This is a genomic window from Flexibacter flexilis DSM 6793 (assembly GCF_900112255.1).
Classification (GTDB): domain Bacteria; phylum Bacteroidota; class Bacteroidia; order Cytophagales; family Flexibacteraceae; genus Flexibacter; species Flexibacter flexilis.
Genome location: NZ_FOLE01000001.1, coordinates 877064 through 901437, shown reverse-complemented (window position 1 = coordinate 901437; position 24374 = coordinate 877064). Strand labels below are relative to the sequence as shown.

General features: G+C 41.0%; 30 protein-coding genes. 22 read left to right on the top strand and 8 right to left on the bottom strand.

The window, feature by feature from the left end:
* Positions 1-450 precede the first annotated feature (450 nt).
* Together BM090_RS03945 and BM090_RS03940 are read left to right on the top strand one after the other, a co-directional pair.
* Positions 451-4263: a PAS domain S-box protein gene (locus BM090_RS03945; RefSeq protein WP_177199827.1), complete on the top strand. Its 3813-nt coding sequence runs from the start codon at positions 451-453 to the stop codon at positions 4261-4263.
* Positions 4264-4348: 85 nt separating this feature from the next.
* On the top strand, positions 4349-4948 hold the full coding sequence (locus BM090_RS03940; RefSeq protein WP_091507692.1) for a ribonuclease HII: 600 nt from the start codon (positions 4349-4351) through the stop codon (positions 4946-4948).
* Positions 4949-4952: 4 nt separating this feature from the next.
* Here BM090_RS03940 and BM090_RS03935 read toward each other — a convergent pair whose 3' ends face one another.
* Entirely contained in the window at positions 4953-6029 is a 1077-nt protein-coding gene (locus BM090_RS03935; RefSeq protein WP_091507689.1) for a glycosyltransferase family 4 protein, read from the bottom strand.
* Between the two features lie 8 nt (positions 6030-6037).
* Positions 6038-7042 (bottom strand): UbiA prenyltransferase family protein, encoded by a 1005-nt coding sequence (locus BM090_RS03930; RefSeq protein ID WP_091507685.1) that lies wholly within the window; start codon positions 7040-7042, stop codon positions 6038-6040.
* An 88-nt stretch (positions 7043-7130) separates the two neighbouring features.
* Here BM090_RS03930 and BM090_RS03925 point away from each other — a divergent pair, with 88 nt between their 5' ends.
* The 8 genes from BM090_RS03925 (at position 7131) to BM090_RS03885 (ending at position 10893) form a co-directional block, all read left to right on the top strand.
* A complete protein-coding gene (locus BM090_RS03925; protein WP_143083854.1) occupies positions 7131-7547 on the top strand; it encodes a hypothetical protein in 417 nt (138 codons plus the stop codon).
* Entirely contained in the window at positions 7537-7803 is a 267-nt protein-coding gene (locus tag BM090_RS03920) for a CPCC family cysteine-rich protein (RefSeq protein ID WP_091507678.1), read from the top strand. Before BM090_RS03925 ends, BM090_RS03920 begins: the two co-directional genes overlap by 11 nt.
* Positions 7804-7806: 3 nt before the next feature.
* On the top strand, positions 7807-8202 hold the full coding sequence (locus BM090_RS03915) for a hypothetical protein (RefSeq protein ID WP_091507675.1): 396 nt from the start codon (positions 7807-7809) through the stop codon (positions 8200-8202).
* Positions 8203-8208: 6 nt separating this feature from the next.
* A complete protein-coding gene (locus tag BM090_RS03910; RefSeq protein ID WP_143083853.1) occupies positions 8209-8451 on the top strand; it encodes an Imm32 family immunity protein in 243 nt (80 codons plus the stop codon).
* Between the two features lie 94 nt (positions 8452-8545).
* On the top strand, positions 8546-8890 hold the full coding sequence (locus BM090_RS03905; protein WP_091507669.1) for a hypothetical protein: 345 nt from the start codon (positions 8546-8548) through the stop codon (positions 8888-8890).
* Positions 8891-8892: 2 nt separating this feature from the next.
* Positions 8893-9384 carry a hypothetical protein gene (locus tag BM090_RS03900; RefSeq protein WP_091507665.1) on the top strand — a complete coding sequence of 164 codons (492 nt, stop codon included), beginning with the start codon at positions 8893-8895 and terminating at the stop codon, positions 9382-9384.
* Positions 9385-9979: 595 nt separating this feature from the next.
* The gene (locus tag BM090_RS03890) at positions 9980-10399 is read left to right on the top strand and encodes a hypothetical protein (RefSeq protein ID WP_143083852.1); all 420 of its coding nucleotides are present in this window, start codon (positions 9980-9982) and stop codon (positions 10397-10399) included.
* On the top strand, positions 10396-10893 hold the full coding sequence (locus BM090_RS03885; protein WP_091507654.1) for a hypothetical protein: 498 nt from the start codon (positions 10396-10398) through the stop codon (positions 10891-10893). Before BM090_RS03890 ends, BM090_RS03885 begins: the two co-directional genes overlap by 4 nt.
* 3 nt (positions 10894-10896) lie before the next feature.
* Here BM090_RS03885 and BM090_RS03880 read toward each other — a convergent pair whose 3' ends face one another.
* Complete coding sequence (locus BM090_RS03880; protein ID WP_091507651.1) at positions 10897-11124, bottom strand: hypothetical protein; 228 nt, start codon at positions 11122-11124, stop codon at positions 10897-10899.
* Positions 11125-11446: 322 nt separating this feature from the next.
* On the opposite strand from BM090_RS03880, the gene BM090_RS03875 reads away from it, so the two are divergent.
* The 8 genes from BM090_RS03875 to BM090_RS03840 all read left to right on the top strand — a co-directional run bounded on the left by BM090_RS03875 (position 11447) and on the right by BM090_RS03840 (position 15830).
* Entirely contained in the window at positions 11447-11794 is a 348-nt protein-coding gene (locus BM090_RS03875) for a hypothetical protein (protein WP_091507647.1), read from the top strand.
* On the top strand, positions 11794-12435 hold the full coding sequence (locus BM090_RS03870) for a hypothetical protein (RefSeq protein ID WP_091507644.1): 642 nt from the start codon (positions 11794-11796) through the stop codon (positions 12433-12435). Before BM090_RS03875 ends, BM090_RS03870 begins: the two co-directional genes overlap by 1 nt.
* Positions 12436-12525: 90 nt before the next feature.
* Entirely contained in the window at positions 12526-13179 is a 654-nt protein-coding gene (locus BM090_RS03865) for a hypothetical protein (RefSeq protein ID WP_091507640.1), read from the top strand.
* A gap of 154 nt (positions 13180-13333) precedes the next feature.
* Positions 13334-13807 carry a hypothetical protein gene (locus BM090_RS03860; RefSeq protein WP_091507636.1) on the top strand — a complete coding sequence of 158 codons (474 nt, stop codon included), beginning with the start codon at positions 13334-13336 and terminating at the stop codon, positions 13805-13807.
* A 229-nt stretch (positions 13808-14036) separates the two neighbouring features.
* A complete protein-coding gene (locus BM090_RS03855; RefSeq protein WP_177199826.1) occupies positions 14037-14399 on the top strand; it encodes a hypothetical protein in 363 nt (120 codons plus the stop codon).
* Positions 14400-14411: 12 nt separating this feature from the next.
* Positions 14412-14669: an Imm32 family immunity protein gene (locus tag BM090_RS03850; RefSeq protein ID WP_091507632.1), complete on the top strand. Its 258-nt coding sequence runs from the start codon at positions 14412-14414 to the stop codon at positions 14667-14669.
* Positions 14670-14767: 98 nt separating this feature from the next.
* Positions 14768-15133: a hypothetical protein gene (locus BM090_RS03845; RefSeq protein WP_091507628.1), complete on the top strand. Its 366-nt coding sequence runs from the start codon at positions 14768-14770 to the stop codon at positions 15131-15133.
* 4 nt (positions 15134-15137) lie between these two features.
* Positions 15138-15830 (top strand): hypothetical protein, encoded by a 693-nt coding sequence (locus BM090_RS03840; RefSeq protein ID WP_091507624.1) that lies wholly within the window; start codon positions 15138-15140, stop codon positions 15828-15830.
* A 47-nt stretch (positions 15831-15877) separates the two neighbouring features.
* On the opposite strand, the gene BM090_RS03835 is transcribed toward BM090_RS03840, so the two are convergent.
* The gene (locus BM090_RS03835; RefSeq protein ID WP_091507620.1) at positions 15878-16372 is read right to left on the bottom strand and encodes a DUF6428 family protein; all 495 of its coding nucleotides are present in this window, start codon (positions 16370-16372) and stop codon (positions 15878-15880) included.
* Positions 16373-16423: 51 nt separating this feature from the next.
* The gene (locus tag BM090_RS03830) at positions 16424-16759 is read right to left on the bottom strand and encodes an ArsR/SmtB family transcription factor (protein ID WP_091507617.1); all 336 of its coding nucleotides are present in this window, start codon (positions 16757-16759) and stop codon (positions 16424-16426) included.
* A gap of 89 nt (positions 16760-16848) precedes the next feature.
* Here BM090_RS03830 and BM090_RS03825 point away from each other — a divergent pair, with 89 nt between their 5' ends.
* Entirely contained in the window at positions 16849-17058 is a 210-nt protein-coding gene (locus tag BM090_RS03825) for a hypothetical protein (RefSeq protein ID WP_091507613.1), read from the top strand.
* Positions 17059-17136: 78 nt separating this feature from the next.
* Here BM090_RS03825 and BM090_RS03820 read toward each other — a convergent pair whose 3' ends face one another.
* Entirely contained in the window at positions 17137-17601 is a 465-nt protein-coding gene (locus tag BM090_RS03820; RefSeq protein ID WP_091507609.1) for an Lrp/AsnC family transcriptional regulator, read from the bottom strand.
* A gap of 202 nt (positions 17602-17803) precedes the next feature.
* Here BM090_RS03820 and BM090_RS03815 point away from each other — a divergent pair, with 202 nt between their 5' ends.
* The gene (locus tag BM090_RS03815; protein WP_091507605.1) at positions 17804-19069 is read left to right on the top strand and encodes a cystathionine gamma-synthase family protein; all 1266 of its coding nucleotides are present in this window, start codon (positions 17804-17806) and stop codon (positions 19067-19069) included.
* A gap of 297 nt (positions 19070-19366) precedes the next feature.
* The gene (locus BM090_RS03810) at positions 19367-19672 is read left to right on the top strand and encodes a helix-turn-helix domain-containing protein (protein WP_091507602.1); all 306 of its coding nucleotides are present in this window, start codon (positions 19367-19369) and stop codon (positions 19670-19672) included.
* Positions 19673-19823: 151 nt separating this feature from the next.
* Here the strand turns inward: BM090_RS03810 and fbp are convergent, their stop codons facing one another.
* On the bottom strand, positions 19824-20843 hold the full coding sequence (gene fbp, locus BM090_RS03805; protein ID WP_091507854.1) for a class 1 fructose-bisphosphatase: 1020 nt from the start codon (positions 20841-20843) through the stop codon (positions 19824-19826).
* Positions 20844-20947: 104 nt separating this feature from the next.
* Positions 20948-22564: a phosphoenolpyruvate carboxykinase (ATP) gene (gene pckA / locus BM090_RS03800; protein ID WP_091507598.1), complete on the bottom strand. Its 1617-nt coding sequence runs from the start codon at positions 22562-22564 to the stop codon at positions 20948-20950.
* Positions 22565-23058: 494 nt separating this feature from the next.
* On the opposite strand from pckA, the gene BM090_RS03795 reads away from it, so the two are divergent.
* Positions 23059-24366 carry a DUF1015 domain-containing protein gene (locus tag BM090_RS03795; protein WP_091507594.1) on the top strand — a complete coding sequence of 436 codons (1308 nt, stop codon included), beginning with the start codon at positions 23059-23061 and terminating at the stop codon, positions 24364-24366.
* The last annotated feature ends 8 nt before the right edge of the window (positions 24367-24374 follow it).

The window sequence follows — 24374 nt, the reverse complement described above, 5'->3', positions numbered from 1 at the left end:
GAATATGAGTAAAAATTGCCCAAAGATACGGGCTTATCTTTAGAATATTTGTTACCTTCTTGTTAATTCTACCTTAACTGTGTGCTCGTATTTTCTAATATTTTAGTGTAGATTATTAGGAATGACTTTGATAGGGGGCATATACTATATTTGAAAAAAAATCGAATTTCATACATTGCACGCCGTGTATTACATATTTTATTGTTACTTTGCTGTTCGACTAACAAACACGCGAACTTTATAATATTTCCCGATGAGGCAATTAAGTGATTTATGCGTCAGAAAAAATTTCTACACCATTTTACTCAAAAAGGGATACGCCTTAGGCTAACCTTATTTGCGATATTTTTCTCTCTAATTATCGTTTCGGCGATTTCTTTCTTGTTGATACAAAATACTCGAATGGAACATCGGGTAGTAAGACTCCATACAGAAAGAATTCCTTTTGTAATGACAGCCACAAAACTCCAGCAGACCTGTACTGCGACGGGGGCGGCTATGCGTTCATTTATCATTACAAAAAATGTTTCTCATAAGCAGAAGCGTAAAAATATTTATGAAAAAGAAGTCATGGAGCTATTGGAGCAGCTCAATGATTTGGTAAAAAAAGAACGCTCTGCGGATCGTATAGAATTATTTAATACGTTGTCAGAACAAATTGTCCAATTAGGTCAAGCCCAAGAGTTACTTATTACCAAAGCTGAAACAACAGAGTCTTTGCAAGAGTTGGCCGACGAAATGCAGGCCAAAACCTCGCCGTTGGACAATAATATTTACCGTACATTGTCCTCGCTTATTGCCAGTGAAAACGCGGCCATCAAAAAGGAAAATTCAGAGATAGCACATATTAGTTCCTTGCAATATTGGTTTGGTTTTGCAATGCTAATTCTTTCTTTGCCATTGGCTTTTGGGACTGTATGGGTACTGATTGGCAACATCTTAACGCCAATCCAAACAATGCGCCGCTACATCGAAGCCCTTTCGCGTGGAGAGTTGCCATCCAAAATGCAAACCTCGGACGATGAAATTGGGCAGGCTATTTCGGCTACCAACGTGCTGATAGACAACCTTACCCACGCTGCCGAATTTTCTGTAAAAATCGGAAAAGGTGAGTTTGATAAAGAATTTCAGCCTGTAGGCGAAACCGATGTGCTAGGCAATGCTCTGACAGAAATGCAAACACGCCTACAAGCCGTAGCCGAAGAAGACCGCAAACGCAATTGGGCAACACAAGGCCTTGCGCAGTTTGCCGAAATCTTGCGCAGTTCGGATAATGTGGAAACGCTTTCGGATAATATTTTACTGCATTTGGTGCGCTATACTTCTGCCAATCAAGGGGCTATTTTTGTGATCAATGATACAGATGAGCAAAGTGTCTTTTTGGAGCAAACAGCGTGTTACGCTTACAATAAAAAGAAGCACAGTCAAAAGCAAATTCAGATAGGACAGGGGCTAGTAGGACAAGCGTATTTGGAGGCAGAAACCATTTATATGAAAACGGTTCCCCAAAACTATGTACACATTACCTCTGGTTTGGGCGAAGCTACGCCAGCCGTGTTGCTTATTGTGCCACTAAAGCTCAATGATAGAGTAGAAGGTGTGTTGGAATTGGCTGCCTTTCAGGAGTTTTTGCCATATCAAATTGCTTTTGTAGAAAAATTAGCCGAAAGTATTGCCGCCTCTTTTACTTCTATCAAAATTAATAATACGACCAGACGATTACTAACAGAGTCGCAATATCAGGCCGAGCAAATGCGTGCGCAAGAAGAAGAAATGCGTCAAAACATGGAAGAACTTTCCGCCACGCAAGAAGAATTGGATAGACAACTGCACGACTCTAATGAGGCCAAATTGAAATTTATGGCCGTACTCAATGGCGCAATTAACGGTATTGTGGCCATTGACGAATACGGAAAAATAGAGTTGGTGAACCCTGCCATGCTGGACATGTTTGGCTATACCGCTGCCGAAATGGAAGGCAAAAATATTTCGATGATTATGCCGAAAAACATAGCCGTAAACCATGACGACTTCTTGGCACACTACCGTCGCACGGGAGAGAAAAACATCTTGGCGCAAGGCCGCGAAGTAACCGCCCAACGTAAAGACGGTTCTACGTTCCCTGTCTATTTGGCAGTAAATGAGACATTTATAGAAGGAAAGCGTTGGTACACAGGCATTATTCGCGACATTACGAAAGACAAAGAAGCCGAGCAGGAAATTAAAAACTTGCTTACAGAAACGCAGCTTAATGCAGAAGAATTACAAGCAAATGAAGAGGAATTGCGCCAAAACATGGAAGAGCTCCGCGCCACACAAGAAGACCTCAATCAACGTTACAAAGAATCGGCGTTATTGGGTGCAGAACTTAATGCGCGTGTCAATGCCCTGAATAAGGCTGCGATTTTGTCGGAGTCTGATTTGTACGGCAATATCACGTATGTAAACGACAAACTTTTAGAAATTACGGGTTATACGCGTGAAGAGCTCATCGGTAAGCCGCACAGCGTTTTGCGCCACCCAGACACACCTCGCGCGGTGTTTGAGCAAATGTGGAAAACCATTAAGTCAGGTCATGTGTTTCAGGGTACTTATCAAAACCGCAAAAAAGACGGTTCGGCGTATTGGGTAGAAGCCACTATCGCACCTGTGCTAGACATAAACGGCAATCCAGAAAAGTATGTAGGTATTCGCTTCGATATTACGCACATGATGGAGGCCGAAAATGAAATCAAAGAGCTTTTGTCGCATTCGCAAATGCAAACCGAAGAGCTAAAAGTAAATGAAGAAGAGCTTCGTCAAAATATGGAAGAACTTCGTGCCATTCAGGAAGATCTGAACGCACGCTATAAAGAATCTGCATTGTTGGGCGCGGAGCTTAATGCGCGTGTAAATGCCTTGAATAAAGCGGCGATTTTGTCAGAATCGGATTTGTACGGCAACATCACGTATGTGAACGACAAACTCTTAGAAATTACGGGTTATACGCGTGACGAACTCATCGGCAAGCCACACAGCATTTTGCGCCACCCCGAAACGCCTCGTGCGGTGTTTGAGCAAATGTGGAAGACCATTAAGGCAGGCCATGTGTTTCAGGGTACTTACCAAAACCGCCGTAAAGATGGTTCTGCGTATTGGGTGGAAGCCACTATCGCGCCCGTGTTGGACATGAAGGGCAATCCTGAAAAGTATGTAGGTATCCGATTCGACATTACGCACATGATGGAGGCCGAAACCGAAATCAAGGAACTGTTGGCGCATTCGCAAATGCAAACCGAAGAGCTCAAAGTGAACGAAGAGGAACTTCGCCAGAACATGGAAGAGCTTCGGACGATTCAGGAAGATTTGAATGAACGCTATTTGCAAGCTCAAAAATTAAGTGCCGAACTCAACGCACGTGTGCAAGTGCTCGACAAAGCCGCGATTGTTTCCGAGTCAGATTTGTTCGGTACGATTACGTATGCTAACAAGAAATTTACGGAAATTTCGGGTTATTCTAACGAAGAATTGATTGGAAAGCCACATAATTTGGTGCGCCATCCTGATATGCCGAAAGCTGCTTTTGAAACCATGTGGAAAACCATTAAAGCAGGCAATATTTTTCAGGGAATGGTCAAGAATCGCCGCAAAGACGGTTCGGCGTATTGGGTAGAAGCCACTATCGCGCCTGTGTTGGGGCCAGACGGGCAGCCAGAAAAATATATTGGGGTGCGTTTCGACATTACCCAAATCAAGCAACAAGAAGAAGAAGTCGAAAAGCTATTGACTATCTCAAAGGAAAAAACTGAATCTTTGATTATAAGCGAAGAAGAGCTTCGTCAAAATATGGAAGAACTTAAAGCCATAGAGGAAGACCTCAAAGAAAAATATAACCATGCCCAAAAGCTGGGCGCGGAGCTGAATGCGCGTGTTGCGGTGCTGGACAAAGTGGCCATTATTTCCGAGTCGGATTTGTATGGCAATATCCTTTCGGCCAACGATAAGTTTTGCGAGATTTCGGGCTATTCGCGCGAAGAACTCATCGGCAAGCCACACAATATGGTGCGCCACCCCGACACGCCTAAAGAGATTTTTAAAGAACTTTGGGACACGATTAAAGCGGGCAAGGTTTTTCAGGGCAAAATCAAGAATCGCCGCAAAGACGGTTCGGCGTATTGGGTAGAAGCCACCATCGCGCCAGTGCTGGACGAAGACGGCAAACCACTGAAATACATTGGTATTCGCTTTGATGTTACCGCCGAAATGGAAAAACAAAAATCATAATTATTTTACCTTCACAAAAACCTATAAGGCCGTTTTCCTTATAGGTTTTTGTTTGATGGGGCAATTTATTTTCTACTAAAACAAAATGCTATTATCTTCTTTTTCAGAGAATTATGTAGAGGCTGGTGTAGATGAAGCGGGGCGCGGCTGCCTTGCTGGGCCTGTGGTGGCTGCGGCTGTGATTTTGCCCAAAAATTATACTCATTCTCTGCTAAATGATTCTAAAAAACTCACCGCCGCCCAGCGCGAAAAATTGGCTATCGAAATAAAAGAAACCGCTATTGCATGGGCAATTGGGCAGGCCAGTCACACGGAAATTGACCAAATCAATATACTGAATGCGTCTTTTCTGGCCATGCACCGCGCCATTGCACAACTTTCGGTTATGCCCGAACTGCTCCTGATAGACGGCAATCGCTTTAAGCCTTACACCAATTTACCGCATCATTGCATTGTAAAAGGCGACGGAAAATATTTGTCTATTGCTGCCGCCTCCGTGTTGGCTAAAACGCACCGCGACCACCTGATGCACGATTTGGCGCAGCAGTTTCCCGTGTATGCTTGGGAAAAAAATGCAGGTTATCCGACACTTACGCACCGTAAAGCCATTGAGCAACACGGCCTTACGCCGCATCATCGGCTTACGTTTACCGTCAAGCCCACACAACCCACATTGTTCGACTAACTATTTATTGGCCTAATTCGATGATACTTTTTGCCCAAGTGGTTGGGCTGAAAGCGGCTATTTTTTGTTGGGAAACGCGCCCCATTGCCTGCAATTGGCTTTCGGTGAGTGCATTTAGTTTGTTTAATGCCAAAACTAACCCTTGTAAATCGTGGGCATTGAATGCAAAACCGTTGCTTTCGTCGAGCAAATCAGGACGGCAGCCGCATTCTTCGGAAAGCACCAGCGGTAAACCCGCCGACATGGCTTCGTTCACTACCAAACCCCACGGCTCAAAACTGCTTGGCAATACAAAAGCGGTGGCCGAGCCATAGAGTTGCGGCAACTCGCTGTACGAAAGCCATTTGCTAAATACGATATTCGGGCAGCCTGTGGCTAATTGCTCTAAAGTAGCTTGCAATGGTCCGCCGCCTACGAGTTTGAGCATGTAACGTTGGCTAATCTCCGAATTTTTGAAGGCTTGTATGAGCGTATGCAGATTTTTTTCGGGGCTAAAACGCGCCACACACAACAAAACGGGCGGTTGTGGGGCTGTTTTCTGGTCAAGGTTTTGGGAGAAATGCGCGTTGTCCACGACGCTATAACCGATTTGGATGGGTTGTGTGCGTATGCCTAATTTGTCGCGGAAATGTTGCGCGGCACGCACCCCCGACACAATGAAACTATCGCAAGTAAACCGTAATAACATTCCTTTTAGGCCATTAATCAAACCATTATTTCCGTACCAAGACTCAGCGAACATCACTACTTTTTTGCCCATCATTTTAGCCAAAAAAAGCATCACAATGTATTCTTTGCGGCCATAACCAGGGATACAAACCACATCGATTTGTTGCTCAGTGAGCAGTTGGCGGAACTGCTGCACGCGTCCCCAAAGGTCGGGTTCGTGTACGGGTTTTTGGGAAAAAAGTCTGTATTGCGGGTTGGACGTATCCGTATTTTGCCACAAATACAGGTTGTCGGCTGCGCCCAAATCGGCAGCAAATACATTTTGTTCACCTACGAGTTTGCCCAAATCGCGCCAGCGTGCGCGGTGGTAGTCCCCGATTCTGTCCCAAATCAATAAATATTTTTTACTCATAAAATCGTTTAAGAGGCTTCAAAGTCAAAATGCGAACGGAAAGGTTTGGGCATTTGTCCACCGTTGTCTTGTTTGGTGGCGCGTGCCAATTGTGCTTCACTTTCAAACAGTCGGACAGCTACTTCGCGTTTGGCTTGCCACGATTTGGGCGACACAAATTCCGCTAATTGCAGATAAATTTCTTCCAAATCTTTTTGTAAACCAGCAACTTGTGCACTGTAAGTGCCGATTTCGGTTTCCAAACGTTCGAGTTGTACGTTGCGCCATTGGTCGTTGCGTTTGGTGGCGTTTTCTTCGCGCAACACACTTGCCCAGCGCGCCAAATTGCCTAACAAACCTTTTCCCGCGTAGGCAAATAAAAAGAAAGTTGCTAACAATACCGCTATGCTGTGCAGCGCGGGGCGGTCGGCCAGTCCCCAAACCACCACAAAAAATGCGGCTACCAACGGGATCCCGACTTCTTCCGCCCACTTTTGCCAGCCTGTTGGTTGCTCGGATTTTTCGGCATACAACATGGCCGTATTGCTCCAAAGACTAAACATTCCGAAGGCGTACATGCCCGCCGTTACCCACACGGGCTGCGACCAATACGGCGAAAGCCATTCGTACACCCACGTAAATCCCAGCGCGGCACTGAGCAAATAGGCCACCGTCCCGACGGCCAAACGCAATTTGTGCGAAGGCGCGGCAGGGGTTTGGGTGGCTAATTGTTGGCGGCTGGCGGTGGCTTGTGTCAGTAGGTTTTGTTGTTGGGAAAGAGAAAGTTCAAGGCGCGTTTTTTTCTCCTCCAAATATTGCTGTTGCTGTGCGGCCACTACGATATGTTGCTGAAAATAAGCATCTATGACGGCCACACGCTGCGCGATGTCGCCTTCCGAAAGACCAAACAATACGGCCTCGTCGCGAAGGGCATCTTCGTTTTCTATCCAATCAAAAATCGCGAAATTGGGGTCTGTAGCCATATAGGTAGGTGGCGGCGTGGCCGCTGAGTCTTCGTGCTGAAAATCGTTCATAAACACAAATGTAGAAAACACAGGCAAGGAATGCCAACGCCAAAAGGCCGCAAAGGCCTGCCGACAGGATAAACGGCTACATAAAGCGTTGGTTTGGAGTGTGGAATGTTGTTGTAATAACTTCTCGGTTAATAAAGTTATTCGTAGATTTGCGAGTAAGGCAGGTAATACGGTTGGGAAGGCTGCCGCTAAGGGGGAAATTAAACTTTTAAGCGCAGGTAAATTTCCGCGCCTTTATTTTAAGTTTGAAAAACATGCGGCAGAATGGTCTCAATGGGGTTTTATTTCTAAAACAGCATATAATAAAAGAGCTGTCCAGTTAGCTAATAGTCAGATTGGTGGTAAAATTATGGGCTTTACCTCTAAACAAGGCTGGGTATTTAGGTTTAACAGTGCCACTGGTGAGTTTTTGACGAGCCACCCTAATGGTTATATAGAAACATTTTTTCGTCCTAAAGCAGGTTTGGAATATTATTTGAAACAAGTACAACTATATGGAAACTAATAGTTTTGGAAAGTATAAATGCTTATGCTGTGGTTTTTATACTTTAAATAATAAAGCTAATAATACTTTTCAAATTTGCCCCGTATGTTATTGGGAGGATGATGGCGTACAATATATTGAGCCTTATTATGAAGGTGGAGCAAATAGTATTAGTTTGTTTCAAGCGAGAAAAAATTTTAATTCTTATGGGGCAATAGAAGAAAGATTTAAAAAATATGTTCGTCCGCCTTTAGAAGAAGAACAAAGCCCTGATTAAATCGTGGCTGGATACTTTTATAACCAATTAACAACCACCGCAACAGGCTTAGGCACCGAACTGGCCTTGCAAGTGATGCCGACCAAGAAAATAGGCGTGGTGGCACGAGCGGTAGGAAAGAGGTTAGGGATTGCTAATCCATTTAAAGGAAAGACTTTTTCTCAAATCGATCAAATATTTAAGGCTAAAGGATTTACAACGAAAGGTGTTGGCCCTTTAACAGGGAAAGGTTCATATTTTAGCCCTAACGGGACTCGTTATTATCTTGATAAAGGTGGAATGTATAAGAAAGGATTTGAAGGGCCTCACGTAGATATTTGGTATAACGGACATCCTTCGTTTGAAAAAGTCAAGATCATTTTAGATGGTTCACCTAAAATGTATACACCTATAAAATAATTGGCTATGGAAAAGGTATTTACAATCGAGCTTGACCAGCAAGGAGAAATGGTAGAACTGCACCTAAATAAAAAGGGAGCTGAATTTTTAAGAGATGTTCTTAATAAATTAATTGAAAACAATAGATTTAGTGACCATCATTTTATGTCACCTGAGTGGGGTGGAGATGAACTAAGTTCAGAGAAACAAAACCTAAGTGATGATATAAAGTTGATACATCAATTAAAAATTTTATACTCTAAAGAGTAACAACAAAGCCCCGATTTAGTCGGGGCTGGATAATTTTATAACCAATTAACAACCACCGCCAACAGACTTAGGCACCGAACTGGCCTTGCAAGTGATGCCGACCAAGAAAATAGGCGTGGTGGCACGAGCGGTAGGAAAGAAGTTAGGGATAACAACGAATATCGTTACAAAATCTAAATCAGTTTTAGGACATATTTTTAGGAATATAGTAGGGCACGTTAATCCTTCTACTGTTGCTTCACAAGACAGGTATATAAAATTATTTGAAAAGGTTGCAAATAATTCAGCAAATCTTAATCCGAATGTTTTAAGCAATTACCAAAGAACAGCAGGTGGATACCAAGGGTATTCTCAAATATTTAGAAATGGGCAACAAGTTTGGGTTCAAACACTTAATGGCAAAATTATTAATGCAGGGGTTAACATCATACCTAAATAAAAATGGAATCAGCATTACTAAAAGATATAGAAGGGAAATACATCGAAGCTGTTCAATCCTATGAACATGAGATAGCTGGTGATTTTAGTTATATTTTACCTGATAGCTACATTAACTTGGCATTTCTTTATTGGAGTTTTGCCTTTGAGTTATTTGAGTTTAATATCCCTAATAATATTAATGATGAATATAGCATTATTGGTGGAAATAGGTATAAAATAATTTTAGACTTAGGGTTAATTAAGTTTCCAAACAATATAGAGTTGCATTTTTGGAAAAAGTATTTTCAGCATATAATTTATGGTGAAGAGTTTTCTAAAAATGACTGTGAATCGCTTTTAAGAGAGTATGGCGATAATAAAACTATTGTACCCTATTTCTTTCTTTACCTTTTTGATAAAGAAAAATATAAGGGAAAACGAAACGAGTTGCTAGATAGGTGCAATAAGTACCCAACAGCAAAAAATATTTACATAAAATCTATTATTGATTAATAGTAACGAAGCCAATAAATCAAAACATTTTACCCACAATCCGACCCTCATAGACCACTTACTTTGATGAATATAATTCGTTAGCGTTAATTATTCAAAAGAAATAACAAGCCATCCAACCCCGACTAAATCGGGGCTGGATACTTTTATAACCAATTAAGAAACCACCGCCAACAGACTTAGGCACTGAACTGGCCTTGCAAGTGATGCCGACCAAGAAAATAGGCGTGGTGGCAGGAGCGGTAGGAAAGAGGTTAGGGATTGTTGTTAGGACGAGTACGAATGCATTTAAGTCTTTTACAGCAAGTAATTACAGACATAATTTACAGGTACTAACAGCTAAGAGTGGCGTAGCAATAATGGACGCACACCATATTTTCCCACAAGCAAAACGTTTTCAACAGCATTTTAATAGGGTAGGGTTAAATATTCACGACCCCAAGAATCTTACTTGGTGGCAGAGTTGGAGTACACAGGAGTGCGTCAGGAGCCTATAACAAAGCATGGGATGGGTTTTTTAAACAATATCCTAATGCAAATCTTCAACAGATTCAAAATTTTGGAAATTCATTAATGAAAAGTTATGGATTTTAATATGGAAACATTTTATTACATAGGTATAAAAAGAGAAAAAAATGAAGCTCTTATTCAGAGTTTAATTGAGTATGAACAAATAAAATTAAAAAGGGCTGAAATAATACCGGCAGAACCCTTTAAGATGGAAATTAATGAAGGTCACACGCTATATGATATTGTTGGTTTTCAAGACACATCTAATTTTGCTATTTCAGAAAAACTATTCAATTTGTTAAAAAAGCATTCAATTACAGGTTGGAAGGCATATGAAATAAGTATTAAAGGAGTTAAAGAAAAATATTATGGTTTTCAGGTTTTAGGTAGATGCGAAAAATTAGAAGAGCCTAAGGAAGCATTTTTAAATAACATACAATTTTATAAAGAAGAAAACGGCATTTGGTTATCAGACCAGATACCTTCAAAATACATAGTTGAATGATGGAGTTAGTAGAAATAAAAGGCCTTTTTGAAATGGATTTTGGTTCGCCTTCGCCAACTATATTATCAAACGATAATGAGTTGTTTATTGCATTTTATGCGGATAAACAAAGTTCATCTACCATCCCACAAGAACGCAATACCATTTATGACACAGGTATTTTTGCATTAAAGTTTAAAGCTTTCTTGAAATACACCTTTGGTTTACCAGGCGATGAAACAATACAAGGGCATCCATATAGTAAACTTGGTATGAAATCTTACTCATTTTATGAGCTGAGAAATTCTGATCTTATTAAATCTCTACAGGACATTGAAAAAATCCACCCTAATTATAATCCTGAAAAATGGAAAATGTACAAGCATTACATATTAACTTTTCACGATAATATGTTTGAATGTATTGCTCAAGATTTTGAGATTAGAGAAGAAAATACATCGCTTTATAACCAAGCTACAGTGATGCTTAATGAGTTGTCTGTAAGGCATTTTTGATGATTACAGAGCAGCAATATTTTTAAGTTTAACAGATTTAATGAAGCCATCAAGCACGTGTAGGATATGGCTTTTTTCTGTTGTTTCCATTTTGTCCAGTTCAGCCAATCGCTGAAGCATTACAGGGTCTTTAAACAAATCGACTTTATCTGTTTCCCCTAATAAAAGATAACCTACCGTAGTATTTAAGTGATTAGAAATGTTTTTAGCCACATCAATACTTGGGGGCATCTCATCCCTTTCATATCTGCCAATTACCGAAAGTATCCATATAAAAACTCTTAAAAGGATTATTAAAACGGTGATTTTGCTTTACAGTGCAAACATAAAACACTTTTACGAGCGATTAAAACCTAAAAGATTTTGTAATTAAATCTAATCCATGGTTTGAGTCTTCACAGACAACTCACTTTGATGAATATAATTCGTTAGAGTTAATTATTCAAAAGAAATACAAGCCATCCAACCTCGACTAAATCGAGGCTGGATACTTTTATAACCAATTAAGAAACCACCGCCAACAGACTTAGGCACTGAACTGGCCTTGCAAGTGATGCCGACCAAGAAAATAGGCGTGGTGGCACGAGCGGTAGGAAAGAGGTTAGGGATTGCTGCTAAAGTGGGGGGAGTGAAAATTTTAGCTCAATTTAATAGTGCTGAAAGCCTAATTCGGGGGGCAGGAGAGCTAACGAAAGTAAAAGCAGGTTTACAAGGCTTTGTAAAGGGTGATGGATCTGCAATATTTAAATCCATTACAAATGGTGGAACTTTATCGCTCAAAGGTTATTATATAATGCCAAATGGAACTATTATTAGTAAATACTTTTCATCTACAAGTGGCGAGTTTACTATTTTCATTAACCAAGGAAGTGATGTCTACAAAATTAGAATTAATCCATAATGGAATTTACTAAACATATAAATTTTTACGAATTATATCACTGGGCTGGATTTTCAAAACTTGTCCCTGACCCAATCTGGGGGAATAAAAAGATAGCAGAGATGTACTTACAAAAGTATTGGTTACCAGAGCAAGAATATTTGAGTGTTTGGAAACCAATACAAGATAAAATTTTTGTTCAAGGCAAAAATTTACCAGATTTAATTTATCATTCTATATTTGATATGATGGCTTTAAAGGGGGGGTGTTTATTCTTAGAAGAAGATTTTAAGCAATTGCAAAGAACTATGCAGGAAGTCGAAGAAGAGTATTTCGTAATTATCCAGCATTCACAAGATTTTACAGAAGGAGAGCCAATGTTTAGAATGAAGTTTCCAGTAAATATAACTTGGGAAGAACTCACAAGCGGAAACTATATATCGGCTGTTCTTTTAGAAATGAGCTACAATAACTACTTAGTTTTTGGTTCAAAAGGTAATTGGGGTAAGTATTCTGCAAATGATTTTGAAAATCCAGTTGACATAATCGGCTTTAAACCTGAATTAGCCCATATTTTTCAAAAATATTTTAGTCAACCGAAGGAAGAGCAGGAAGAAATACGAGAGTGGTTACCACAGGAATATAAAGAACTTATCAAGTAGTAGAAACGCCAGGCTTAACAGCTTGGCGTTTGGGTTTTACTTCTTTTTGGGAGCGGCAGTTCTGCCCGCATCTGCCTTGGTAAGCTTGCTATGCCCTTTAGAAACAAGGTCTTTTTTGTCCAGCTTTTTAGGATATGGTTTGTTTCTGGCGGTGCTGGTTATGGTAGTGGTTCACCTTCTTCTGCCCCAGTGGAGCACCGTACAGAATGGAAATTTGGTTATAATGAATCGGTAAAAGCAATAAAAACCTTTGGCTCTAAAGTGGGTCAAAAAGCTATAGCAATAGCTGAGGCTGGTGATGATTGGAATAGAACTGAAGGGAAATATTATGGACTGTTTGTAATTGACTTGTCTGGTACACGTACTGCCTTTAGAATATATAATCATTCACGAGAGATCAACTATGATCCCTTTAATTACGAAGCAACAAATGCCAATCAATTAGCTAAAGATGCAGCCTTGGAAATGATGCCGACCAAGAAAATAGGCGTGGTGGCACGAGCGGTAGGAAAGAGGTTAGGGATGGTTGTTACTAAGGTGGGATTCAAAACATTATCTCAATTAGGTTTAAAAGATGGAATGAAAGTTTCGTCAAGCAAAGCCCTAGAATTAGGGGAACAATTTTTAGGAAAAGGATACAAGGAACTTGTACATGGAAGCAGTCGGTACGTTTCAGCAGATGGTACAAGAGTATTTAGAATGGGAGTCTGCAACATTTACTGGCGGCTCTTAGCCTTTGGCTAATGGAAAAATAGTTCCTTGGAGTAGAGTGGATTGGACCACACATGGACGTCCTTTAGTACATCCAAATCCGCATCAGCACATTTTTAATTTCAATAACGGAAAGAATTGGCAATATGGTAACGCTGTGCCATTTCCTTAAAAAAATATTATAATAATGGACGTAGGTTTCGAATTTTTATTACCAATAGAGTCAAAAATAACAACTATTAAATTTGAACAACCTGTTTATGAGTGGCAGGGAGAAAAATTTCCACAAGGTCAAGAGGAAGCTTGGTTTCATTATTTTAAACTAACCAAGTCAAATGTTCCTGATCACATCATACCATTATTGCCAAATGATTTTCAAGGAGAACAATGGCAATGTATTTCAATACTTGATGGAATTGAAAATTTGATAAATGAACTTTCAGTAGATACGAATGTCCCCAAAAAAAATGACATATTATTAAACCTGTTGTATTCTTTAACTGGAGTCGAAAAAAAATGGGTTGTAGTTTTTGAACCTGATTATGACTGTATAGATGAAGTGATAGAAGGAGATGTTCATATTGCTTTTCGTAAAGTTGTAGATTCTCTGACATTAGAGAGAAATGGTTTTGTGCTTTGGTCCTGCTCTTCGGGATGTTAGCGTAGCGCATCCCGAAGCAACAGATAATGGAGGGTCTACTTCCATGGTCTGTGTCCTCACAGACCATTAACTTTGATGAATATAATTCGTTAGAAGAAAATTCTTTAGCGTTAATTATTCAAAAGAAATAACAAAGTATCCAGCCCCGACTAAATCGGGGCTGGATACTTTTATAACCAATTAACAACAACCGCCAACAGACTTAGGCTCCGAGCTGGCCTTGCAAGTGATGCCGACCAAGAAAATAGGCGTGGTGGCAGGAGCGGTAGGACAAAGGTTAGGGATGGTTGTTACTAAGGTGGGATTCAAAACATTATCTCAATTAGGTTTAAAAGATGGAATGAAAGTTTCGTCAAGCAAAGCCCTAGAATTAGGGGAACAATTTTTAGGAAAAGGATACAAGGAACTTGTACATGGAAGCAGTCGGTACGTTTCAGCAGATGTTACAAGAGTATTTAGAATGGGAGTAAGTGATATTACTGGAGCTCATGGTGGTGGCCCTCATGTTAATTTTGAAACTTTGATACCAAATCCTGCTAAGCCAAGTAAAATGATGGTAGATAACAACTTACACATTTATTTAACAGATTAATTTACAAAAAATATGGACATAAGAATAGAAGTACCAGCTTTTACAGTAGAAAAGGGAATTAAATACAAATGGGAAAATGGTTTTGAAATAGAAACCAAGTATGAAAATGGGGTTATCAGTATTGTCGCCAATAAAGAAGGGTTGGTCTCATTGGCAAATCATTTGTTGAACTTAGCACAAAAAGAAGTTCCATCAGGCTACCACCTACACTTTGATGAATATAATTCGTTAGAAGAAAATTCTTTAGCGTTAATTATTCAAAAGAAATAACAAAGTATCCAGCCCCGACTAAATCGGGGCTGGATACTTTTATAACCAATTAACAACAACCGCCAACAGACTTAGGCTCCGAGCTGGCCTTGCAAGTGATGCCGACCAAGAAAATAGGCGTGGTGGCACGAGCGGTAGGAAAGAGGTTAGGGATTGCTAGTAAGTTAATAACATCTTCCAAATCCTTAGCTCCATCTGGAACTTACACAATTTTTGATGGTAGTGGTCAGCTTTATAAATTCGGTGTAACAGATGCAAACCTTTTTAGATATGCTCAGTCTCTTAAGCAGGCTGGGCCTGGTGCTTATGGTAAGATTTCTTCTGTAATGCCTAAGAATCAAGCCCATAAAATGGAAAAATATCTAAGGAGTTTGCATTATAATTCGACAGGACAGTATACATTGCCAGGTATGAAAATCCCTTACCCCGTTAATTTTAATACAGGATTACCAATCAAGCCTTAAGTTTATGAATATAGAAAGATTAATGTTCTGGTTTCAAGATGCTGATGAAAAGATTAATGCACTTAATGATGATTTCTTTGAATTAGGAACATTATTAAATCGTTTATTAAATGAAAAATATGATGGAAAAAAAATTAATTTTTTAAATCTGTATTTTTACACAGAAAAAACGTACAAACTTCATCCTGTTCTGCCTAAAGATACTCCATATTACTATAGCGGTCATTTGCAATACTATGGATTGTTTGATGTGACCCAGTTTAATACTTTAAGTTGGAATGAAAAGAAGAATTATGTTTGGGAGAAGGCTTGTAATTATATCAAAAAATCAGCGGCATTCACTAAGAATAAAAAATTATTTGATGCTGTAGAATATGCTTATTTAAAAGGCATTGAAATCAAATTGAACCCTGATTATCGTCTATTGGATCTAACTGTAGGTGTTTCTGATAAACAGCTTGATGTCTCTTTATGGATAAATTTTCGAGAAGATGGGGTTTATTCAAAATTGGTTATAGAAAATGATGCAGGAATAATTTTTGAAAAGCAAATAGACAAAACTCATAAAGGAGTTGAGTATTTTTTAGAAATGTATAAAGCATTAGATTTTGATGGGAGTAATATAATAATAAAAGGGCGAAAGGATGTTGGTTATTTGCCTTTAAAAGTTCCTATACCAGAATTTATCACAAATTAAAAGTATCCAGCCCCGACTAAATCGGGGCTGGATATATTTTTAACCAATTAACAACAACCACTATTGGGTGTGCAGCAGCCCGAAGCGTTTTGCAGGTCAGCTAATTTAAGTTTGGGTTTGCCAGTGGCAGTGGGTAGGGCTTCAGCAGGAATGCCGCATTTGTCTTGCGCCAAACACGTGGTAGCCCTGCCGACCAATACAAAATGTTGCCCGTCAAATTCCAAACCGTACTTGCCGATGGTGTCTTGTCCTTGATATTCTACTTCGATTTCGGCATCCGTAATGCCCAGTGTTTTTTCGGACAATGCAATGATATTCAGGAGTTTGGCAGGCTTTAAGCGATGCTCAAAATCATTAGCGTTCCAGAGTTGGAAATTTACGCGTTGTTCGGTGCGCACCACGCCGCCGCAGTCAATAAAATGTTTGGTGATAAGCCCCACTTCCGTTACGTGGAAATGTTCGGGTACAAACGTGCCGTCCGAGAGCTTAAAATCAACAGCAGGCACAGTGGCCAATAGGTTTTTAACTTCCGATAATTTCATAATTTTTCAGGGGATTTAAAGTAAAATATAAAACAATTTAAAATGCGAAATTTAGCTGCAACAGCCGCCTTCTTTGGCTTGCGTCTGTTGGATAATGTGCTGGCAATAGTCCAGTAATTTGGCTACCGTTTCTTTGTTTATGCAATAGCAAATCGCGTTTCCTTCCACGTTGCCTTGTATCAAATCCACGCTGCGCAATTCTCTAAGATGCTGTGAAACAGTAGGTTGTGCCAGCGGCAATTCTTCCACGATGTCTCCGCAAATACATTTATCTACTTTTAGCAAATACTCAATAATGGCTACGCGTGCTGGGTGGCCGAGTGCCTTCATGAGTACGGCAATTTCGTTTTGTTGTGCCGAAAAATGCTCTGTTTTGGTTGCGCCCATTTTGTTGTCTGATTTTATATTGCAATATTACGATAGAGTTTGTTTGAAAACAAAATTTTGAACCTAAAATTTTCATGAAATATTTTTAAATGATTGATTTGAAGTTGTTTAATATACGAAAATATGTTCGTGTAAATCCATTGCCTGTGGGACACAGGCAATTTTTGTTGGTGGCTTGTGGAGACACAAGCCACGGGCATGGCGTTTATTCAAATATCATTACTACAAAGATGCCAAGCCAAAAGGCTTTGGTGCGTCGTGCATTAGGAACAAATCCGTTAGGATTGCAATCTTTGTAGAAAAAACATTGGCCATCTTTTCCATGGCCTGTGAAGACACAGGCCATTTTTTGATATAAATTTCTTTAAATCAAATGCTTACTTCAAAGGCAGTGCCGTCGATTCCATGATTTCCTTCATCACAAAAGCACTTTGCGCGTGGCCAATGTTGTCCAGCGAGGCGAGTTTGTAGGCGATAAACTCGTGATATTCATCCATATTGGCCACCATCACTTTTAACAAATAATCAAACGTCCCCGCAATGTAATAACAAGCCACGACCTCTTTCAGGCAGGTTACTTCTTGCTCGAATTTGTCCAAATACGGACGCGAATGCTCTTTGAGTTGTACGTTACAATAGGCTGTAAGCGAGCGATTTAGTTTCTGCGGATTGAGCAACGCTACATATTTTCGGATAAAACCTTCGCGCTCCAGTCGCTTGATGCGTTCGTGTACGGGCGTGTTGGAAAGTTGGAGTTTTGCCCCGATTTCTTTGGTGGTTAGTTGGGCGTTTTCTTGGAGCAATTCCAGAATGCGCAGGTCGGTTGCGTCTAAGTTGTTCATGCGTGCAAACGGTTTTGTAGTAAAATTTTCTGTAAAACGATCTCTAAAAATATATCTTTAGACTAATATTCTATTAAAATAGAATATTTTAGTTTTAAATTCTAAGTTTACGTAAAAATAAAGAATAAAACAACAAGAATTGTACATTTGTGCATAAGCCAAACGCGCTTATTAATACACCATAATTTTCTGTAAAAGCACCATGAACAATTCACAAAACCATACTTTCCGGCCCGAAAGCCTAATGATGTCTTACGGCTATAAGCCTGAGCTTTCGGAAGGAGCTATCAAATGCCCTATTTTCCAAACTTCAACTTTCGTGTTTCGCAGTGCCGAAGAAGGCAAGGCGTTTTTTGAAGTGGCTTACGGCCTCAGAGACAAAAACGTAGGCGAAGAAATGGGTTTGATTTATAGCCGAATCAATAACCCAGACCTCGAAATTTTGGAAAATCGCCTTTCGCTTTGGGACGGAGCAGACGACTGCGCCGTATTTGAAAGCGGTATGTCTGCGATTACAACTGTGTTGCTGGAGTTTTTGAAACCTGGTGATTTGTTGCTGTGTAGCAGCCCTTTGTATGGCGGAAGCGACCATTTTATTAAGCATTTTTTGCCTAAATTAGGGATTCATTATTTGGAGTTTCAGGCAGGGCAATCTACGGCGCAAATCATGGAATTGCTCGAAAAATCGGGCATGAAAGACAAACTTGCTATGATTTATATCGAAACGCCCGCCAACCCAACCAACGCCCTAATAGACATCGAAGGTTGCAGCCAATTGGCCAAGCAACTTTCCACGCCCGACAAACGTGTGTACGTGGCGGTGGATAATACTTATATGGGGCCGTTGTGGCAACACCCTTTGCAGTTGGGCGCGGACTTCTCGTTGTACTCGGCTACCAAATACATCGGCGGCCATAGCGACGTAATCGCGGGAGCTTGTTGCGGTAGCAAAGAAGTGATTACGCGTGTAAAAACATTGCGTACTTTCTTGGGAAATATGGCTGGTCCTTGGACGGGTTGGTTGTTGTTGCGCAGCTTAGAAACGCTCAAAGTGCGTATGGAACAGCAAGCCGCCAACGCCGTACACGTGGCGGATTTCCTCAAAAATCATCCGAAAGTAGAAAAAGTGTATTATTTGGGCTTGCTTGACGCTGTGGCAGATGCCGAGCAGTACCGCATTTACAAAAAACAATATTCTTCACCTGGTGCGATGTTGGCTTTTGATGTGGTGGGTGGCGAAAAAGAAGCCTTCAAAGTGCTGAATGCCATGAAACTTATCAAATTGGCGGTGAGCTTGGGCAGTACCGAGTCGTTGGCCGAACACCCCGACACCATGACGCACGCGGGTGTGGCTTGCGAACACAAAAAACACCTGAATATTACAGGCAAAATGGTTCGTTTGTCGGTGGGAGTGGAGAACTACCAAGATATTATTTGGGACTTGGAGCAGGCTTTAGCAGCTGTTTAATATAGTCTCATTAGTTTAGTATAAAAATGCGCTATTTGCTGTTGAGTTTTGCAGTAAATAGCGCATTTTATGTTGTAATAACTATAAAAATATAGCTTATTATGTGGTTTTCATTATAAATATGTTTTCAGTACGCATCTGTTCGAAGTAAATAGTTGTGGCTAAGGTGTCTTCTGTTATGATTTTTTATAAAATAAAAAAATATTCAGAATGTGAATAAATATTACTTGCAAGTTATTGGGATATGGTATAATTTGGCAGAGTATTTATTTTTTATACCTAATCTTTTCAAAGCAAATGCATACCCACATCACCGTTGGCAGAGCCATTAAAAAGCTACGCGAAGCGCGTAACTATACGCAACAATTTGTAGCAGAACAGTTACAAATGAGTCAAACAAGTTATAGTAACATGGAGCGAGGAAAGACAGAAATTTCTTTACGTCGCTTGGAGCAAATATCCTCCTTATTTCAGATCAGCTTGTATGAGTTATTGGCCTGTACGCAGCCACCTAAACATTTGTCCGACCATGAACGTACGTTTTATCAAGAACAAATCGTATCGCTACAAAGAGAGTTAGCTTCTTTACGTAGTAAAGTCTGAATGTTACAGAAAAGAATAAACCCCTCTGAGTTTGGCTCAAGAGGGGTTTTTCGTGAAGGTAGTTTAGTTAATAAAGGTGTGTAAATGGGTACTTTTGATTTAGAAAAGCAGTTTTAAAGGTTTGTTTTGGCACTAAATTATAAACATTCAATCATTGTACTGCTGCGGTTTCGCTCTCAATGTAGCGGATGGCTTTGCTTACCATTTGCTCCGAGCCAATAAATAGCGGCGTGCGTTGGTGCAAATCGGTTGGTTCGATGGTCAGGATGCGTTGTCGGCCATTGGTGGCATCTCCGCCTGCCTGTTCCACGAGCATCGCCAGTGGGTTGCATTCGTATAGCAATCGCAATTTGCCGTTGGGGGCTTTGCTGGTGCTTGGGTAAATATAAATGCCGCCTTTGAATAAATTGCGGTGAAAATCGGCTACAAACGAACCAATATAACGCCCCGAATAGCCACTTTCGCGGCAATAATCGACGTACTTGCGTACGGCTGGCGAAAATTCATTATAACTTCCTTCATTACAAGAATAAATCTTGCCCATGGTCGGAGTTAAGATATTGGGGTGCGACAAATAATATTCGCCCAACGAAGGCTCGTAAGTAAAGCCGTTTACGCCGTGCCCCGTCGTATAAACCAACATCGTAGAAGAGCCATACAAAATATAGCCTGCCGCTACTTGGTCAGTTCCTTTTTGCATAATATCCTGCATTTCTGGCTTTGTCCCGATCAGTGTTTTACGCCGATAGACCGAGAAAATCGTCCCGACCGCGACATTTACATCTATATTGGACGAGCCGTCCAGTGGGTCTATGGCCACGATGTATTTGCCGTGCCAGTTGCCCGTATCTATTACCTTTTCTTCTTCTTCCGAAACAATAGCACAAACTTCACCACCATTTATCAGCGCACGAATAAAGCGCACATTGGCAATGGCATCTAGTTTTTGTTGGTCTTCGCCCTGTACGTTTTGGCCGCCCATTGCCCCCGACAAATTGGCCAAACCTGCCCGATTAATCTCCCGATTCACGATTTTGCTGGCTAAGGCGATGTCGCGCAACAATTGCGAAAGCTCGCCAGTTGCAAACGGAAAATGTGCCTGATGCCGCATAATAAAGCGGTCTAAGGTGGTGCCTGTTGGTAATATTAGTTGTTCTAAATCATGACTCATGGCTACAAAAGGGGTTTTGAGTGTGTAAAATAATTTGTGTGTATAGGTCAAAAATAAAACAATAAATAGCCTTATGGTCAGGTGTTTGGGTGAAAATATGAAGGTTAACTGCTCGACTCCATCATGCAGGGCGCACCCGAAAGTAATTGCTCTGTGGCCAGACTCGAAAATTTTTCAAAATTCTTTAAAAATGCTTTGGCCAAATAATTGGCTTTGTGGTCGTACTCGGCTTTGTCTGTCCATGTATTGCGCGGGTTGAGCAATTCGGCAGGCACTTCAGGACACGAAAGCGGCATTTGCACCCCAAAAACAGGATGTGTTTCGTAGTCCACTTTCTCCAAATCGCCGTTGAGTGCTGCCGTAATCATGGCACGCGTGTAGGCCAGTTTCATGCGTTTGCCTGTGCCATAGCCGCCGCCAGTCCAGCCCGTATTTACCAGCCAAACATTTACGCCCGATTCGCTGAGTTTATTTCCCAAAAATTCGGCATAAACCGTTGGGTGCAAAGGCATAAACGGCGCACCGAAACAAGTCGAAAATACGGTTTTAGGCTCTGTAATGCCCACTTCCGTACCCGCTACTTTGGCCGTGTATCCCGAAATAAAATGGAACATGGCTTGCGCCGTGTTGAGTTTGGAAATTGGCGGCAATACGCCGTAAGCGTCCGCTGTCAGGAAAAATATATTTTTGGGCACATCGCCCACCGATGGGATTTGTGCATTGGGTATAAAGTCTATGGGATAAGAAACGCGTGTGTTCTCTGTTACGGTTTTGTCTGCATAATCGACCGTATCTGTTCCCTTCAAAAAACGTGTATTTTCTAACACTGCTCCCGCTTTGATAGCGTCCCAGATTTTGGGTTCTTGCTCGCGTGTAATATTGATTACTTTGGCATAGCAGCCGCCTTCAAAATTGAAAATTCCCGTAGGAGTCCAGCCGTGTTCGTCGTCGCCGATGAGTTTACGGTTCGGGTCGGCCGAAAGCGTAGTTTTGCCAGTCCCCGAAAGCCCAAAGAAAATGGCCGTGTCGCCGTCCGTGCCAGTGTTGGCCGAACAGTGCATGGGCATGGTGTTTCTTTGTAGTGGCAAAACAAAATTCAGAATCGAGAAAACGCCCTTTTTTATTTCGCCCGTGTATCCAGTTCCGCCAATGATTATCATTTTTTCGGTTAGGTCAATAATGGCAAAATTGGCGTGTGGCGTGCCGTCTTTGGCGGGATCTGCCTCAAATTCGGGCACACACAAAATTGTATATTCTGGTTTGAAAAGCTGTAAATCTTCCACATCAGGGCGCAAAAACATATTGTTCACGAACAAGTTGTGGTAGGCTTTCGTATTGATTACACGGATATTGGTTTGATAGCTTGCATCGGCGCAGGCGTACACGTCGCGCACGTACAAATCTTTATCGGCTACAAACTTCACCATTTTGTGTAATAGCCTGTCAAACACGCGCTTGTCTATGGCGCGGTTGGCATCGCCCCACCAGATTTTGTCGGCGGTAAGCTCATCTTTTACGAAAAATTTATCCTGAGGCGAACGCCCTGTAAACTGACCTGTATCGCACATCAAAGCACCCGTACTGGTCAGTACGCCTTCTTGGTTGGCAATGGCGTGGTGCACCAACTCGCTGGGAGTTAGGTTCCAATATACCTTGCTGGCCTGTCTGATACCGACAGCCTCTAATCCTGAATACATTGATTTTATTCCTGTTTCAATCATGGTTCAAATGCTTGTAGGGAGATGTAAATGATTGGTATAAAGTGTAACAGAATGTGTTGGTCAGTTGGGTGTAAGTTTACATACCTAAAATGTCAGAATTTTTTTTCAATAAAAAAAAGATAAATGCCGTTTATATTTCATTTGTTAAATGAAACATAATTCAAAGCCTGCTTTATTATTAAATTTAAAACAAAATCAAATATAGAGGCTTGTATTTTGTTATTTTCTTAATTTTGTATTCAGTGTGCAAATATATTGGATTTTCTGAAAAAAGCAACTTACAAGCCCATGTTTTATTCTGAAAAATATTTTTACTAAAACGATTGCGCAAAATATTATTTTATATAACTTGTTTAATTGTTTATAATATTTTGATTTGGTTGTTCCAGTGCCTTATAAGTCAAAAGCTTTGTTAAGTTTCCGAAAATAAAACGTAAAATTGCACTCTTGTTATTATATTATAAACCTGTTTTTGCTTAACCTTATTATATTTTATGGCCGAAATTCGTCCCCTTCGCGCGTGGCGTTACAATCATGCTTTAGCTCAACAAATAGAGGTGCTTACCTCGCCGCTTTTCGATGTGGTTTCGGCAAAACAGCGTGAGGCACTGTATCGTAACCCCTTTAATAGCATACACTTATCTGTGCCTACTGGCGAACACGCCCACGATAAAGCCGCCGAGCTGCTGCATCGTTGGAAAAATACGGGTGTGCTGGTACACGACGTAATGCCCGCGATTTATGTGTATTATCAACATTTTTCGTTGGCGGGGCAGTCGCGCCAATATTGCCGTAAAGGGTTCATTTGCAACATCAAGGCCTACGACTGGAAAGAAAATGTAGTGTTGCGCCATGAAAGTACGCTTCCCAACGCCGTTGGCGACCGCCTCGCGCTGCTGGAAAAAACAGAACTAAATGTTAGCCCAACGCACGGACTTTATACCGACCCCAACCACGAACTGGAAGCCCTCATGGACGAGGCCATGAAAGCCCCGCTTTATGAAACAGAAGATTATCAGGGTGTTAGAGATGTATTGGCCGTGATTCAGGATGCGAACGCCATCAAAAAATTTGTGCAGGTGCTATCCGAAAAGCAAGTGATTTTGGCCGACGGGCATCACCGTTACGAAAGCTCCATTGCTTACCGCAAGGCGCAAACCGCCTCCAACCCTGACCACACAGGCCAAGAAGCCTACAATTATCATCTGATGTACCTGACCAACACCGAGTCGGAGGACTTGCGTATTTTGCCGACGCATCGCCTCGTGCGCGACCTCGAAGGCTTTGATACAGAGACATTTTTGGAAAAATTAAGCGAATATTTCAATTTCAAAACCATAGAAGATGCCTGCATGATGCCCGACATTATCGCAGGGAAAAAATGGGCTTTTGGCTTGGTTTTCAACGATAGAGCCTACAAAATCACGCTCAAACCCGACAAGCTTAGCGAAATAGACTGGAACTTCCCGCAGGCCATCAAAGAATTGGATTTGACTGTGTTGCATTATTTTATTTTGGAAAAAGTCTTGAATATTTATCGCAAAGAACAGACGCGTTCGCCGCATTTGCTTTTTGAGCGCAACTTTACCGAATGTGTTTCGCAGGTAAACAAAGGGTTGGCGCAGGTGGCCATTATCACTTCCGAAGTATCTATGGACGACGTGAAACGCGTGTGCGCTTTAGGCCACACTATGCCGCCGAAAGCCACGTATTTTTATCCGAAAGTAATTTGTGGTTTTGTGTTTTCGTCCATTATGCAAAAAGAATTTGAGTCCATTGCCGACGAAGTATTTACTATATAAACGCTACT